The following is a 13572-nucleotide window of genomic DNA, read 5'->3' as shown; positions in this document are numbered from 1 at the left end:
GTTACGAACTCCGAGAGGTTGTAGTTGTTGACAGCTATTCGGTAGATGGAACCGGAGATTTAGTCAAGGCTGCGGCCGAAAAAGACCCTCGGTTTCGGTTGATTAACGACGATCCGTTACCGGCGGGCTGGGTGGGGCGGCCGTGGGCGCTGAATTGGGGTTTTTTGGCAAGTTCCCAGAAGTGCGAGTGGATTTTGGGGATAGATGCCGATACTGTGCCGCATCCGGGTTTGATTGCGAGTTTGCTCAAAACGGCGAAAGCTGGAAATTACGATCTGATTTCGCTGTCGCCGCAGTTTATCCTCAAGTATCCGGGGGAGTTGTGGCTGCAACCTGCGCTGTTAATGACTTTGGTTTATCGGTTCGGCCCGACGGGGACTGGCGGGGATGTGCCGGAACGGGTGATGGCAAACGGTCAGTGTTTCCTCTGTAAGCGCGAGGTTTTGGTGGCGTTAGGGGGCTATGAGGTGGCAAAAGGTTCTTTTTGCGATGATGTGACTCTGGCTCGCTATGCGGCTGCTAAGGGCTTTAAGGTGGGTTTTTTGGATGGGGCGAAGGTGTTGCAGGTGCGGATGTATGAGGGGGCGATCGAGACTTGGAATGAGTGGGGGCGATCGCTCGATTTGAAAGATGCTGCTTCTGGCGGTCAAATTTGGGGCGATTTGTGGCTGTTATTCGCGGTTCAAGGTTTGCCGGTGCCGATTGTATTGTGCTATTTGCTGTTTGGTTCTGTGCCTTCTGTGGGGGCGTTTCCGCAGTTTTGGCTGTGGGGATTGAATGTATTTTTGGTGGCGGTGCGATCGGCTTTGTGTTTGGCGATCGCTCCGAGTTACGATACAACTGGGGCTTCTGGTAAATGGCTGTTTTGGCTGTCACCTTTGGCCGATCCGCTGGCGTTTTTGCGTATTCTAATTTCTGCGTTAAATCAGCCTACTCAGTGGCGCGGCCGCAAGTATGAATAATCGTTAAGTTTTTGCTGGATATTTCAAAATTGGTAGAAGTGCGCGCGTGCGAAGCTATCCCTACGGGATAGCTTCGTGCGCGCGTACTTTTCATTTTTTACAAGAACGAGCTACTATTAAGAGCCGTTGGATTCAAATCGTAAACCACTCCCAAGTAGTCATTCCCCGATTTAATTGCCGTTGATAATACAGCACTTGCACCATCTAAAACCACACTAACTGACTCAAAAGTTAATTGACTGAAAGTGACATCAATTAACTTGATTTTATCATCGGAACTTAAGTCAGTAATCAGATCGGATTGAGATAGTTCAGTCGCCGTATCTTGCAAGACAAAGATATCATTTCCCGATCCGCCCGTAAGGATATCAAAACCGGAATCTCCATTCAGGAGATCGTTCCCCGCACCGCCTGACAAGATATCATCTTGCTTACCACCGCGTAGGGTATCATCGCCTTCTCCACCTAGCAGGATATCGTTATCATTATTCCCGCTAAGAAAATCGTTGCCAATACCGCCATCAAGCGAGTCTGAACCTTTACCGCCAAAAAGTTGATCGTTACCTCCTTCACCTATTAAAGTATCTTCTCCTTGATTCCCAAAATAGGTATTTGGGAAGTCTAATCCGGTTAAGGAATCGTTTCCGGAAAGGGCAAATACGCTTAAACCTAATGCTGCTGCTGGGAAGCTGGTATCGTTGCCATCTGTTAGCAGGTAAACATCTCCCAATCGAGTGTTTTCTGGTAAACCAGATCGCACGTTACTCGATGTTGATACCGATGCTTTTGGCGTAGCAATTGCTATCTGTACTTCCGGTGTCGGTGTCGGTGTCGGTGTCGGTGTCGGTGTAGGAGTTGTGACTGGTGTTGGTGTTGTGACTATAGGTATTGGTGTTGTGACTGCGGGTGTTGGCGTTGTGACTGCGGGTGTTGGCGTTGTGACTGCGGGTGTTGGTGTTGTGACTATAGGTATTGGTGTTGTGACTATAGGTATTGGTGTTGGAGTTACAGGGTTATTACCACCAGTCAAAATTTGTTCATCTAACGCCGCACCCGTGTTTTCTGCAACTAGAGAATCGAGGGTTTTTTGACCGGCACCAAATGCCTTAAAGTCTTTAGTTGTTTCACCTAAAGCAATTTTTTGGACTGCTGCTACTTGTTTTTGCAGTTGTGTCAGATCGGTATTAGTTAAGATCGCACTAACGATCTTTTGATTGGATGCTGCGATTACCTGCGCTAGTGCTGGTGCCGCCACTGATATCTCTTGGGCGTTAAAATTAGGATCGATCGCCTTTACCCGATCGCCCACCTTGCCGATTAAATCCGCCACTTGTTCGGGTTTGGTGAAATCTAAGGTTCCTGTTAGGATGCGATCGGCGATCGCGCTAACTATTTGCTTGACAGCATCACCCATAGTTAGATTACTCGCACCTTCAATTAATCCCGCCGTTTGAGTGATCGAGTTTTGGGCTGCCAGCATTGCCGTTAATGCTTCTTTAGCACCCGGTTGTCCGCCTTGGGTAGCGGCGATCGGATCGACATAATTCAGGGGTATGTCGCTGGGAATACCGAAAGCGCTGGTGACTTTGGCATTGGCTTCGTTGACGGTTAAACCGCGATCGGCTAATTCAGCTACAATGCTAGTCAGTAAAGTAATTATTTCTGCATCGGGTGTCGCTTTGAGCGGAGTTTCTAGAGGTAAACCCGTACCGATGTCGGTGCCGCCAAAAGCAACTAAATTACCTTCACTGGGATCGAGTTTGCCGTTATTATTAGTGTCAAAACTGCTGGAAGTAATATCAAAACCAAATGCACCTTGACTGTCAGTTGTGCCTTTGGGTTCGTTCGGATCGAGGATGCCATTTTTGTTAGCATCAAAGAAGACATTCGCACCGGCAATATAGTCGTCGATTACAAAACCGCCAAAAGCGTAACTTTTGAACCGGATAAGTTCGCTAACATTGGCACCAGACGAATCCGTTCCTATTATCTTCATCCAGTAGTCAAATTTCTGCGGGCGAGTCGCGCCGAGCTCAATTTTGCGAGTTGCGGGATTGAAAGTTAACCATGAAGGGAGAGGAATCTCAGGAAAACTTAACCCATTTACAGGCTGACGATAGTAACCGCGACTCCGATCGATCTTCCATGTAAATGCCGACTCATTCAACGCATTGAAATCTGCCAGGGCGATCGAATAATTAATGATGTCGCCCGGATCGGGGTCAGTATCGGTGTTTGCAGCCAAGGTAAACACATTGCCAGTTTGATCAAAACCTAGTGCTCCACTTTGCGAAAAGGCAGAAAGATTTACAACTGGGGGGTTGTTATTATTCGTTGGCGTTACTGGCGTTGGTGTGGGAGTGACTGGCGTTGGCGTGGGAGTTACTGGCGTTGGCGTGTTGAGCAGGATGGAGGCGGTGCTGCTGTTCCCGTTCGCCACAGCTAAGTCAGGTTTCCCGTCGCCGTTGAAGTCGCCGATGCTGGTGAAAGCGGGACGATCGCCAGTAGCGAAGGTGACTTGGGTGGCGAAAGTGGGGCTGGTGGCTCCGGTGGCAGTGGTATTGAGCAGGATGGAGACGGTTTTGCTGTTGAAGTTCGCCACAGCTAAGTCAGGTTTCCCGTCGCCGTTGATGTCGCCGATGCTGACAGACCAGGGGCTAGTGCCAGTAGGGAAGTCAACTTTGGTGGCAAAAGTGGGGGTGGTGGCGTTGGTGGCGGTAGTATTGAGCAGGATGGAGGCGGTGCTGCTGTTCCCGTTCGCCACAGCTAAGTCAGGTTTCCCGTCGCCGTTGATGTCGCCGATGCTGACTGAGTTGGGGCCATCGCCAGTTGTGAAGTCTACTTTGGTGGCAAAGGTAGGGGTGGTGGCGTTGGTGGCGGTGGTGTTGAGCAAGATCGAGGCGCTGGCGCTGCCGCGGTTCGCCGTTGCTAAGTCAAGTTTCCCGTCGCCGTTGATGTCGCCGATGCTGACGGATTCGGGGCCAATGTTAGTTGGGAATTCAACTTGGGGGGAGAAGCTGAGCACGCCACTGTAGGTTTTGAGGGTGGTTTCTGTCAGAGCAAGTTTGGGCTTTTGGGGCGATGGGGGAATGAGTTGGGGGATGTCCCAGGTGCCACCGAGTTTGCTGTTACCTGTAGGTTGGGAGTTAGCGGCGATGTTTGCGCCTGTGAGTTGGTTCAGTTGAGTCAGGAATTGGTGCCCGGATTTCCCGGCTGCTACGTTACAGCCATACAAGATGATGCTGGCGTTGGCACTCAGGGCCCTTCGCCACTGTTGCAATTGGTGGCTGTAGTTGGCGATGTTGCTGCTGTTGAGTTCTGTCGTGCCTAAGTAAATCTTGCCGGAACCGCCGTGGGTGATGATGTGTAGCGATTCGATGCCTTGATGCCGATCGAGGATTGTGGTGATTTGCTCGATCGCATTTACCTTGTTTTCGAGGATGTAGGTAGCCGTATCTGGTTTGATGCCTTGGGCTATGCGATCGCTGTCCGGTATTGTAGCGTCAAGGATGACGATTTCCCTTGGTTGGTTGCATTAGATACAACCAACCAAGGGAAAATTTTTTTTTGAGTTGGGGTTAAGTTGAGTTATGGTGTTCATCTGTTTTTGCTTCCGGTAGAATGATTTGTTTTTGAGGTGCAAAAATTTATCGATTGAATTGCGATCGGCGGTAATTCTACCTAATGGCAGATGACACGCTAGATTTTAAATTACTAGGAGCTTAGCAAAGTGCGATCGTAAAGTCAGTGTTTTAGCTTCTCATTTACTAAATCTTTATATTTCTGTGGTTATTTTAAACAAATTATTAAAAGTCGAAGTCGGGGCGAGTTTGTGAGATCATCGGTTTTAGGCAATTATGGTTGGTGAACCCGCCCGTTACAACTTGTCAACCTTTTTCTTAGTTGCTATGCTGTAGACACTCTGTATATACATCCTTAAAAAAAGGGTGAAATCCTGAGAGTGATATCACTAACTAGAGGATGAAACTATGGTTGGGACGATCGCCAAATGGGGAAACAGTCTTGCTGTGAGGATTCCACAGCATTTAGCTAAAGAGATTAACTTAGCTGAAGGTTCCCAAGTGCAGCTTGTGTTGATAGATGGTAAACTGACGATCGAGCCGATCGCTCGTCGGCGTTATTCGCTTGAGGAGTTGGTTGAGGCGATTACCCCAGAGAATCTTCATACTGAGATTGATAGTGGAGTTGCTGTGGGGAATGAAGTTTGGTGACTCGATCGAATCCCTACATTCCGAGTCGAGGTGATATCGTTTATTTAGACTTTGACCCAACAAAGGGACACGAACAAAAAGGACTTAGACCTGCTTTTGTGCTGTCACCTCGTGCTTACAATCAGAAAAGCTCTTTAGCTTTATTTCTGCCGATTACAAAGCAACAAAAAGGGTATCCTTTTGAAGTTTCCCTACCGACTGGATTGAAAGTTCAGGGAGTAATTCTTGCCGATCAAATCAAGTGTTTAGACTGGAAAGTTCGCGGTGTTCGATTCGTTGAGTCTGTATCTGAAGATGTGATTGAGGAGGTGCAAATCAAAATTGAGCCATTGTTACTGTGAGGTTTGGTGGGGGCGGGTTTATGAGATTGTGGGTTTTAGGCAATTATGGTTCAGATAAGACAGATCCCCCCCAGCCCCCCTTAAAAAGGGGGCAGCAAGAGTCTCAAAGTCCCCCTTCTTAAGGGGGATGCGAGGGGGATCTAGACTTCGATACAAACGAGTTGCTTGGGGGCGGGTTTATGATATTGTGAATTTGAGGCAATTATTGTTGGTAAAACCGCCCCTACGGAAATTAAAATTTTATAGATTTTATGAATAACGACACAATTTTGAATACAGTCGAAGAACATGAGATTTTTGGCGATCGCGATTTGCCATCTTGGTTAACCGAACAACACATCAGCCTCGCTTGCACTACCTATCAAACCAGCAGGTTGATGTTAATCGGTGCTGCACCCGAAACCAACAGAATATCGGCTTTTTGGCGAATATTCGATCGCGCTATGGGACTTTTCTGCACGCCGGAACGCCTTTATCTAAGCTCAAAATATCAACTCTGGCAATTAGATAATGTGCTAGCGGAGGGTGGACAACATCAAGGTTACGATAAACTATATATACCAAGAATTGCCTATACTACGGGAGATATCGACATTCACGATATCGCTGTCGATAAAAATAACCAAATTCTGTTTATTAGCACGTTGTTTAATTGTATCGCTACTTTGAGCGATCGCCACAGTTGCAGACCTCTCTGGAAACCAGGTTTTATCTCACAATACATCAATGAAGACCGCTGTCACCTTAACGGTTTGGCGATGGTGGATGGGGAGGCGAAATATGTTACAGCGTCGAGTCAGTCGGATGTGGTGGATGGCTGGCGCGATCGCCGAAAAAACGGCGGTATAGTGATTGATGTCGCATCTAATGATATTATCGTCACGGGATTGTCAATGCCGCATTCACCTCGCTGGTATCGAGATAAGTTGTGGTTGCTGAATTCGGGGCGGGGGGAATTGGGTTATGTGGATTTAGAGACGGGGAAATTTGAGGCGATCGCATTTTGTCCGGGATATGTCCGAGGACTGGCTTTTTGGCAAAATTGGGCGATTGTTGGCTTGTCGAAACCGAGGGGCGGTGACAATACTTTTAGCGGTTTGGAATTGGATGAGTTGTTGGTAGCTAAGGATGCTGAGGCTCGGTGTGGGATGATGGTGATAGATTTGAATAGTGGGGCGATCGTTCATTGGTTGCGGTTTGAAGGAATTGTCACGGAACTGTATGATGTGCAGGTGATTGGGGGAGTGCAAAAGCCGATGGCTTTGGGTTTTCAAACCGATGAAATTGCTCAGTTAATTACTTTGGAATTGTAAACCGCTGATGGTGGCGGATCTATGCGGATGGACGCGGATAAATGTTGATAGGATGTAGGCAGAGGGTATATTTAAGCGGGATTTGGTATTACTCAACAATCGCCCCATCTAAGCTTGTTTTTCTTAAGTCTGTTCGAGCTAAATTTGCACCTCTTAAATCCGCACCTGTGAAACAAACATTGCTTAAATCTGCATAACTCAGATCGGCACCTCTAAGATTAGCATCAGATAAATTTGCTCCTGATAAATTTGCTCTCACAAGTTGCGATTTACTCAAATTGCTGCCGCTCAAATTTGCGGATTGCATCTGTGCAGCAATTAAGTTTGCTTTGCTTAAATTAGTGCCGCTGAGGTTAGCTAAATTTAATTTAGCATAACTCAAATCGATGTTTTCCAAGCAAAGTTCGCTCAATTGCGCGCATCGCAAGTTAGCATTAATAAAAAACCTGTCTCCCCCTGTATAACGGCTGAGCAATTCGTCTACTTCTAGCCGAATCAAAACCGGTTCGCAAGTATTTTGGTAGCACCACGATGTTTCCAGCAAACTAGCGGCTGCTTGAATCGCTACCTTGTCGCATTTAGGCAGAACCAAACTATTACACCCGTCCCACTCACCGTTGAGCATAAATGCCATCTCGGAAGCTGCTGCAATTGAGTCGCAAAGCAAAACGGTTTCTGGTTTGGGTTGCAGCCAGTTCATTAAGGTGATTGAGCTGTTGTTTTTCATTTTTGATTCAGGGTTTGTGGGTCTTTCTTAATTATAGTACAATCAGCTTGGGTATGAAAAAAATTGTAGCGAAAATGTTGGGTTTAGTTCCTCAACCCAACCTACGCACTGACCCAGATTTTGCCGGTAAAATCCAGATTTTTCGTTCATAAACTTGGTTTGTGCGTAATACCAATTTAATCTGAAATTGCACATATCCCGATCCCCCTCGCATCCCCCTTAAAAAGGGGGACTTTGAATTCTTACTCCCCTTTTTTAAGGGGGCTGGGGGGATCTGATTCTATGCAGATTCATAAAAAATTGGTATAAGTCCTAGGAATGATTAAACCGCAGAGGCCACAGAGGGCGCTGAGTCATAGAAAAGAGAGATGAATAATTCCGATACCAACGGGTTTTATCTTACGCACGCGGGTCAAAAAACCCGGTTTCTGCGTCAAAATCTATGGGAATAATCCACAATTTTTCGGAGAAAGCTGTTTTTTTGCGTAAGTTATCAAAGATTTAAAACACTCGGCTTGCTAAGCTAGAACGAAAAAAATAAAACAATGAGTGGGGTGTCCCGCCGGCCCTGCACATACAATTTAAATGTGCGGCAGCTTATACCAATTTCATAAAATAGCGCTACATATCTCCCCCCCCAACCCCTCCTTGTTATGAGGGGGAGTCAAACTTTGTATGTAGCATAAGTTTATGAAATTGGTATTAGTAGAATCTCACTTCACTGACAATTTTTGATTCTGAGTAACAATCTCAGTCAGCCCATCCCAGTCGCGATCGGGCTTGGTTCTCGTGCTTATCGGGCCCTCAGCAGAGCTTTAGAGGCTGATTCGCCTGCGATTTTCAGTTGCCGACTCAATTGCAGGTTCAGCAGCACTAAGACAGTCCACTGACCGATCGCGGAGAGCAAAAAGATATGTCCAGACGTGTTTTCCAGGCCCAACCCAACGAAGGGAACTGTTGACATCCAAATCAAAGGATTTTTTTCGGGGGTGAGGGAAAGCATAGATAAAATGATTGGCGGCAAAACGATCGCGCCTCCGACTGTACAAACCGCCCAAACTGCCTGGTTTCGGATTTTTGCAAATAGGAATAACTGGGCAACGGTGGCGTAAATCGCGATTAGATTCAGCCAAACAATTATGCCGAACAAGCCGTTGTTCTCCCCTAGCAGCAAAGGTGTTAAAATCAAGGTCGAGATTAGGAGATTGAGGGCGATCGCAATTATAGCGGGACTTTTTTCGCTCCAAATTAAATCGAGCATGGGGTAGCGCCGCCACAATTTATGACTGCTGGGAACGATTTGTTGGCGATACCTTGCCCAATCGTACAAAGCTTGCCTTTCTGGGGTTAAAGCAGCAATTAAACCTACAAAAACTACCAAATTCAGGAGGAATACAAAGGTGATATTGTCCGTTCCGCCTGGGGATTGAAGTGCAAATCCTAAAATAATTGGCTGACAGGAGAACACGAGCAAGTAACTTTGGCGCTTGCTCAAAACTGTGCTGCTGGGGTTGGGAAAGCGCCGCTGCCATCCCTGCCACATCCAATAGGTTAAAACCCCGCAGATAGACAGAGATAAAATTGTAGACAGTGCAAAGCTGTTGCCGATCGGCAAATTAAACCATTTTACGTTTTCGCAATTTTTAATTAACCAGTGCAAGTTTGAATTGCCGAATTCTATTACTCCATTGACTGAGTATTTCAAAACAGCAGCCGGAGACAAGAATGTTATTAAGTCAGCAGCGTTGCGTGGCGACGGCAGATTAAAAGCTGTGGTAGTAAAAATCAAAACTGCTGCGCCCGCCAACCAAGGTTGAAACCCTCCCAACCAACTGGTTGTTAAGCCGAATAGCATTGCAGCGCTGTAGAATAAAGCACAGCTAGCTGCGATCGCCCCGTAGAAACATAAAATCTGATGCAGGGGTATTTGAGCTGTTAACCCGCTGTACAAGTGCAGGGGTACGGTCAGAATTGCTGCTAGGTAAAGTAAAATTGGAACGCCGAGAATTTTGCCCAGAAAAATGGTTTTGGCAGATTGGGGGCTGAGGCGAATAAAGTTGAGAGTGCCGCGGCGTTCTTCTTGATCGAGGTCGCTCACTAGCAGATAAGTGCCGGCTACTAAAAGTGCGATCGCGCTAAATATACTCAGATAAACAAACAGTTCGAGGTACCAATACTGCCAGTTAATCTGAAAGTTGCCGGCAGCATCTCTGAGGCATATTGGATTATTGGCATCCAAGCTAAAGCAAAATTTGTTGTAGGTGGGGTTATTGTACTCACCTGCTGGAGGCGCAATTGGTATCTCGGTGCGGCAAGTCCAGAATAGCAGCAGTTGAGCGCAGATAGATAAGATGCTGGCAATGGCAATATTGCCGATTTTCAGCCGGCCTTTGATTTCGCGAAATAACTGGGGATTCCAGTTACCGATTTGGTCTAGTATGTTGAGAATCATAGGTAATAGTTTTGAGTTGTGATTGAAAAAGTGGCCCTAAACTGTCAACTCTCAAGATGCTTGCTGGTGTCCCATTTTGAGGAAAATGGTTTCTAAATTTTCTTGAGTGCAGTGGAATTCGGTTAAGGGAATGTTGGCAATAACCAGAGATCGCAATAGATTTGCTGCATCTTCCCGGCTTCCTGAAAACTGAACGCAAACCTGCTGAGTTTCCGGCACTATTTCCCAGCTTTCAACCCAAGGAAAGTTTTTTAGTTCCGATATTAGCGCTGCTAAATCGCCCAAAGTTGACAGGAATATTTGCTGTTTTCCTAGTCGTTTGTAAAGTTCTTGCAAAGGGGCGCTTTCGACAAGATAACCGAGTTCCATAATTCCCACCCAACTGCAAAGTTCGGCTAAGTCGCTGAGAACGTGGGATGATATGAGTACGGTCATGCCAGCTTGTTGCAAGCTTTTGATGATTTCACGGAATTGCGATCGGGCGATCGGATCTAAACCGGAAACTGGTTCGTCTAACAGCAGCAAAAGCGGTTCGTGGATAATAGTTCTACCCAAACTCAAGCGCTGTTTCATTCCCCGCGAAAGAGTGGAAATTAAGCTGTTGCGCTTGTTGGTTAATTGCACGAGTTCTAAAACTGTACCGATGCGTTCTCGGCGCTGCGGCTGCCGCAGGTTGTAGAGTCGGGCAAAGTAATCTAAATAATCCCAAACAGTCAAGTCGCCGTACAGGGGAAAGTCGTCGGGAAGAAAGCCGATGCGCTGTTTGAGGGTGGGTTCAGATCGATCGCGCAGCAAGCGGCTGCCGTTAATGTAAATTTCCCCTGTTGTCGGTTCTTCAGCGGCGGCCAACATTCGCAGCAAGGTAGTTTTGCCGGCACCGTTGGGGCCGATGAGCCCGCAGATTTCGCCGGTGGCGACTTGCAAGTCGATGTCATTAACGGCAATATGGCGATCGAATTGTTTGGTGAGTCCGCGAGTATCTATTGCTAATTCTTTTGCCATATTTTAAAGGCGATTGAAATTTGCTGCGTTTCGTGCCTAGCTTCAAAGCTTGCAACTAGTTTAGCCTTTTGATACAGCAGTTGTCACCCACATTTCGGAAAATAAATTGTTAAGTATTAAAAAGATTTTGAGTTTTGGTAAGGTTGGGAAAAACGTAATTAACAATTGGTAAACTTATGGCGTGATTTTTTGAGCGATCGGGAAACCGCAGATTGAGGCAGATTAACACAGATACACGCAGATGTTTTTCAAGATGTGAGAGGGTAAGATTTTAGAAGAATTATTTACAGGTTTGTGATTAGAGAACAGATAATATCAATTCCGGTTGCACTCATACATGATGTTAACTGTTAACTGTTAACTGTCAACTGTTAACTGTCAACAGTCAATTTACTATTCCGATGAAGAGAGGATTTGAGATAACGCACCTAAAGCAGCGCCAGATCCTTGAAGCAACGGCGCGTCAATTCTATCCTGGCGGCTGCGTCGTTTTTGCTGCGAATGTCAATGTTTGTGGCAAAAAAATAAGCATTTTTATTCTGCTCTAAATAACCGACATACCAGCCGATTTGAGCCTTTGTTTGTTCTCCAAAACCTGCCCAGCCTGTTTTTGCCCGGATTGTGTAATCGGGAGTTTGTTCGACAATCATGATGTCTTTAACTAGAGAGAGCGATCGCTCGGAAAAAGGTAAGTCGTTTTTGTAGAGACGGCGCAAAAATTGAATTTGCTGGTTGGGTGTGATTCGCAGTTTTCCCTCTAACCAAAATTTATCAATATCATCTTTTTTTCCAATGTTTTGGTTGCCATAATCGGCTTTGGCTACCCATTTTTGCATTTTTTCGTGTCCGACTCGGCGCGCGAGAACTTGGTAAAACCAGACGGCGGAAAGTTTGATGGCTTCTCTCATGTTCAAGTCTCGATTCCAGGCGGGAATTGACCTTTGAATTCCATCCCAAGTGAGAATTGCAAGTTCATTGGAAATTACGTTTGTTTCTAAGGAAATCAGGGAGTTGAGAATTTTAAATGTAGATGCGGGTAAAAAATCTGTTGCATTGCGCTGCGGATTGTGTTGGTAAAGCCGATCGCTATTCAAGTCGTAAATGGCGATCGAGCCTTCAACGCCTAATTCTTGAAAGTGCCGTCCAAAATTGATTGTTTGAGCGACATCTCCTCCTCTATACCCGAATTGCTGCGCTGGAGTTGGTGCGGTTAAGGCAGATTGCGATGGCTGAATTAAAACAGCAGTAATGCAGCTTGATACGATTAAAATCAGAGCGAGCTCGCGAAATCTTCTGTTCATAAATTTTGATGTACCAGGTGCGTCAGATTTAGGCTGTGTGGGAAATAATTAGATTTTGGGCTTGACGCACCCTACAATATATGCGATCGTTGTGTAAGTTATCAACTACAAAAAGCTGCGTCAGATTTAGGCTGTGTGGGAAATAATTAGATTTTGGGCTTGACGCACCCTACAATATATGCTGTTCATAAATTTTGATGTACTGGACTAGACTGCTCGTGTAAAATTTTGATTGAGTCAACCGCAGATGTCAGGCAGATTGACGCAAATCAACGCAAATACATTTTTATTTAAATAGTATAACTTTATAGCAATTATCATATAATTATGTACAAATTTGCGGCGGCTTCGGAGCATGAATTAATTGTGTTTGGTGCGGCAAGACCGGGCTACCGCGATGAGGAAGTTGCTCGGTGGATTGATTTTATGCGGTGTCAGACGATCGATCGAGTTTGTTGCTTGCTTCCTGATGCTCAACTCGTCCGCTATGGTGATTTGCTGGGAAGCTATCGAAATGTTTTTGGGCGCGATCGGGTATGCTGGGCTCCGATCGCCGATTTTGAATTGGCCGATCGCTCCATTTTAGTCGATCGCATTTTACCGTTTTTGATATCTGCAAGTCGATCGGGCGATCGGGTGGTAGTTCACTGTGGTGGCGGGATTGGGCGCACAGGACAGGTTTTGGCTGCTTGGTTGGTTAGCGGGCGGGGATTTTCTAACCAAGAGGCGATCGCGGCCGTCAAAAAAACTGGCAGAAATCCCTACGAAGCTGCGATCGCTGCTTTTTTGAAAGGTCGAAATCCCTGGCAAGTTGCTGGAGAACTCGATGCTTTGTTAGATTGCTGCCGCCGTGATTTTGGGAAGAACTTGTATCATGCGCGATCGACCGACACAGACTAAAATCCGGGCGACTTTTTGGTGAGGGGAGTCCCTACAATCAGAGGGGGTAATCGACGGGAAATGATATTACCGGCGCTCTCAAATCCGGTAGCATCGGAATCATTAAACCGCGAACACGAAGCCGTTCCCCAAGGGTAGGTTAGGAAGGACATACATCTTCTTCTTTCTCTGACTTCGCGCTCTTTGCGTCTTCGCGGTTCATTGGATCTTACCACCTATTAGTAAAAGTAGGGTGCGCCGCACCCACAATTCTCGCCCCAAACAAAGATTAAAGAGCGGCGCACCTACAACTTTGCAACAATTTTATCTTGCCTGCAATACAGGTAAAGATCCAGGTAATAT

Annotated in this window: 11 protein-coding genes; 6 read left to right on the top strand and 5 right to left on the bottom strand. The window is 46.3% G+C overall.

Annotation, left to right across the window (positions count from 1 at the left end):
* Window positions 1-962, top strand: a 962-nt coding sequence (locus IQ270_RS05440; RefSeq protein WP_193972230.1) for a glycosyltransferase family 2 protein, incomplete at its 5' end; no start/stop codon positions are given.
* A 97-nt stretch (window positions 963-1059) separates the two neighbouring features.
* Here the strand turns inward: IQ270_RS05440 and IQ270_RS32230 are convergent.
* Window positions 1060-4428 (bottom strand): DUF4347 domain-containing protein, encoded by a 3369-nt coding sequence (locus IQ270_RS32230; protein ID WP_339384334.1) that lies wholly within the window; start codon window positions 4426-4428, stop codon window positions 1060-1062.
* On the opposite strand from IQ270_RS32230, the gene IQ270_RS31815 reads away from it, so the two are divergent.
* The 4 genes from IQ270_RS31815 to IQ270_RS05415 all read left to right on the top strand — a co-directional run bounded on the left by IQ270_RS31815 (window position 4348) and on the right by IQ270_RS05415 (window position 6848).
* Entirely contained in the window at window positions 4348-4533 is a 186-nt protein-coding gene (locus tag IQ270_RS31815) for a hypothetical protein (protein ID WP_193972228.1), read from the top strand. The two genes, IQ270_RS32230 and IQ270_RS31815, sit on opposite strands and share 81 nt — an antisense overlap.
* A 418-nt stretch (window positions 4534-4951) precedes the next feature.
* Window positions 4952-5194: an AbrB/MazE/SpoVT family DNA-binding domain-containing protein gene (locus IQ270_RS05425; protein WP_193972227.1), complete on the top strand. Its 243-nt coding sequence runs from the start codon at window positions 4952-4954 to the stop codon at window positions 5192-5194.
* The gene (mazF, locus tag IQ270_RS05420) at window positions 5191-5535 is read left to right on the top strand and encodes an endoribonuclease MazF (protein ID WP_339384333.1); all 345 of its coding nucleotides are present in this window, start codon (window positions 5191-5193) and stop codon (window positions 5533-5535) included. The genes IQ270_RS05425 and mazF overlap by 4 nt, the downstream gene beginning before the upstream one ends.
* A 251-nt stretch (window positions 5536-5786) precedes the next feature.
* Window positions 5787-6848 carry a TIGR03032 family protein gene (locus IQ270_RS05415; protein ID WP_193972225.1) on the top strand — a complete coding sequence of 354 codons (1062 nt, stop codon included), beginning with the start codon at window positions 5787-5789 and terminating at the stop codon, window positions 6846-6848.
* Between the two features lie 88 nt (window positions 6849-6936).
* Here the strand turns inward: IQ270_RS05415 and IQ270_RS05410 are convergent, their stop codons facing one another.
* The 4 genes from IQ270_RS05410 to blaOXA form a co-directional block, all read right to left on the bottom strand.
* On the bottom strand, window positions 6937-7575 hold the full coding sequence (locus IQ270_RS05410) for a pentapeptide repeat-containing protein (protein ID WP_193972224.1): 639 nt from the start codon (window positions 7573-7575) through the stop codon (window positions 6937-6939).
* Between the two features lie 793 nt (window positions 7576-8368).
* Window positions 8369-10027 (bottom strand): hypothetical protein, encoded by a 1659-nt coding sequence (locus IQ270_RS05405; RefSeq protein WP_193972223.1) that lies wholly within the window; start codon window positions 10025-10027, stop codon window positions 8369-8371.
* A gap of 51 nt (window positions 10028-10078) precedes the next feature.
* Window positions 10079-11029 (bottom strand): ABC transporter ATP-binding protein, encoded by a 951-nt coding sequence (locus tag IQ270_RS05400; RefSeq protein ID WP_193972222.1) that lies wholly within the window; start codon window positions 11027-11029, stop codon window positions 10079-10081.
* Window positions 11030-11457: 428 nt separating this feature from the next.
* On the bottom strand, window positions 11458-12330 hold the full coding sequence (gene blaOXA / locus IQ270_RS05395; protein ID WP_193972221.1) for a class D beta-lactamase: 873 nt from the start codon (window positions 12328-12330) through the stop codon (window positions 11458-11460).
* A gap of 327 nt (window positions 12331-12657) precedes the next feature.
* Between blaOXA and IQ270_RS05390 the strand changes: the two genes are divergently transcribed.
* Window positions 12658-13230 (top strand): dual specificity protein phosphatase family protein, encoded by a 573-nt coding sequence (locus IQ270_RS05390; RefSeq protein ID WP_193972220.1) that lies wholly within the window; start codon window positions 12658-12660, stop codon window positions 13228-13230.
* The last annotated feature ends 342 nt before the right edge of the window (window positions 13231-13572 follow it).

The organism is Microcoleus sp. LEGE 07076 (assembly GCF_015207455.1).
Lineage (GTDB): Bacteria > Cyanobacteriota > Cyanobacteriia > Cyanobacteriales > Microcoleaceae > Microcoleus.
Note: the sequence above shows the minus strand (reverse complement) of the source record. Positions and strands in the feature narration are given on the sequence as shown.

What these genes read in the sequence shown, in the direction of transcription:
- IQ270_RS05425 (WP_193972227.1), top strand. Translation starts at nt 4,952, where the DNA reads ATGGTTGGGACGATCGCCAAATGGGGAAACAGTCTTGCTGTGAGGATT.
- IQ270_RS05410 (WP_193972224.1), bottom strand. Translation starts at nt 7,575, where the DNA reads ATGAAAAACAACAGCTCAATCACCTTAATGAACTGGCTGCAACCCAAA.
- IQ270_RS05405 (WP_193972223.1), bottom strand. Translation starts at nt 10,027, where the DNA reads ATGATTCTCAACATACTAGACCAAATCGGTAACTGGAATCCCCAGTTA.
- blaOXA (WP_193972221.1), bottom strand. Translation starts at nt 12,330, where the DNA reads ATGAACAGAAGATTTCGCGAGCTCGCTCTGATTTTAATCGTATCAAGC.
- IQ270_RS31815 (WP_193972228.1), top strand. Translation starts at nt 4,348, where the DNA reads ATGCCGATCGAGGATTGTGGTGATTTGCTCGATCGCATTTACCTTGTT.
- IQ270_RS05400 (WP_193972222.1), bottom strand. Translation starts at nt 11,029, where the DNA reads ATGGCAAAAGAATTAGCAATAGATACTCGCGGACTCACCAAACAATTC.
- IQ270_RS05390 (WP_193972220.1), top strand. Translation starts at nt 12,658, where the DNA reads ATGTACAAATTTGCGGCGGCTTCGGAGCATGAATTAATTGTGTTTGGT.
- IQ270_RS05415 (WP_193972225.1), top strand. Translation starts at nt 5,787, where the DNA reads ATGAATAACGACACAATTTTGAATACAGTCGAAGAACATGAGATTTTT.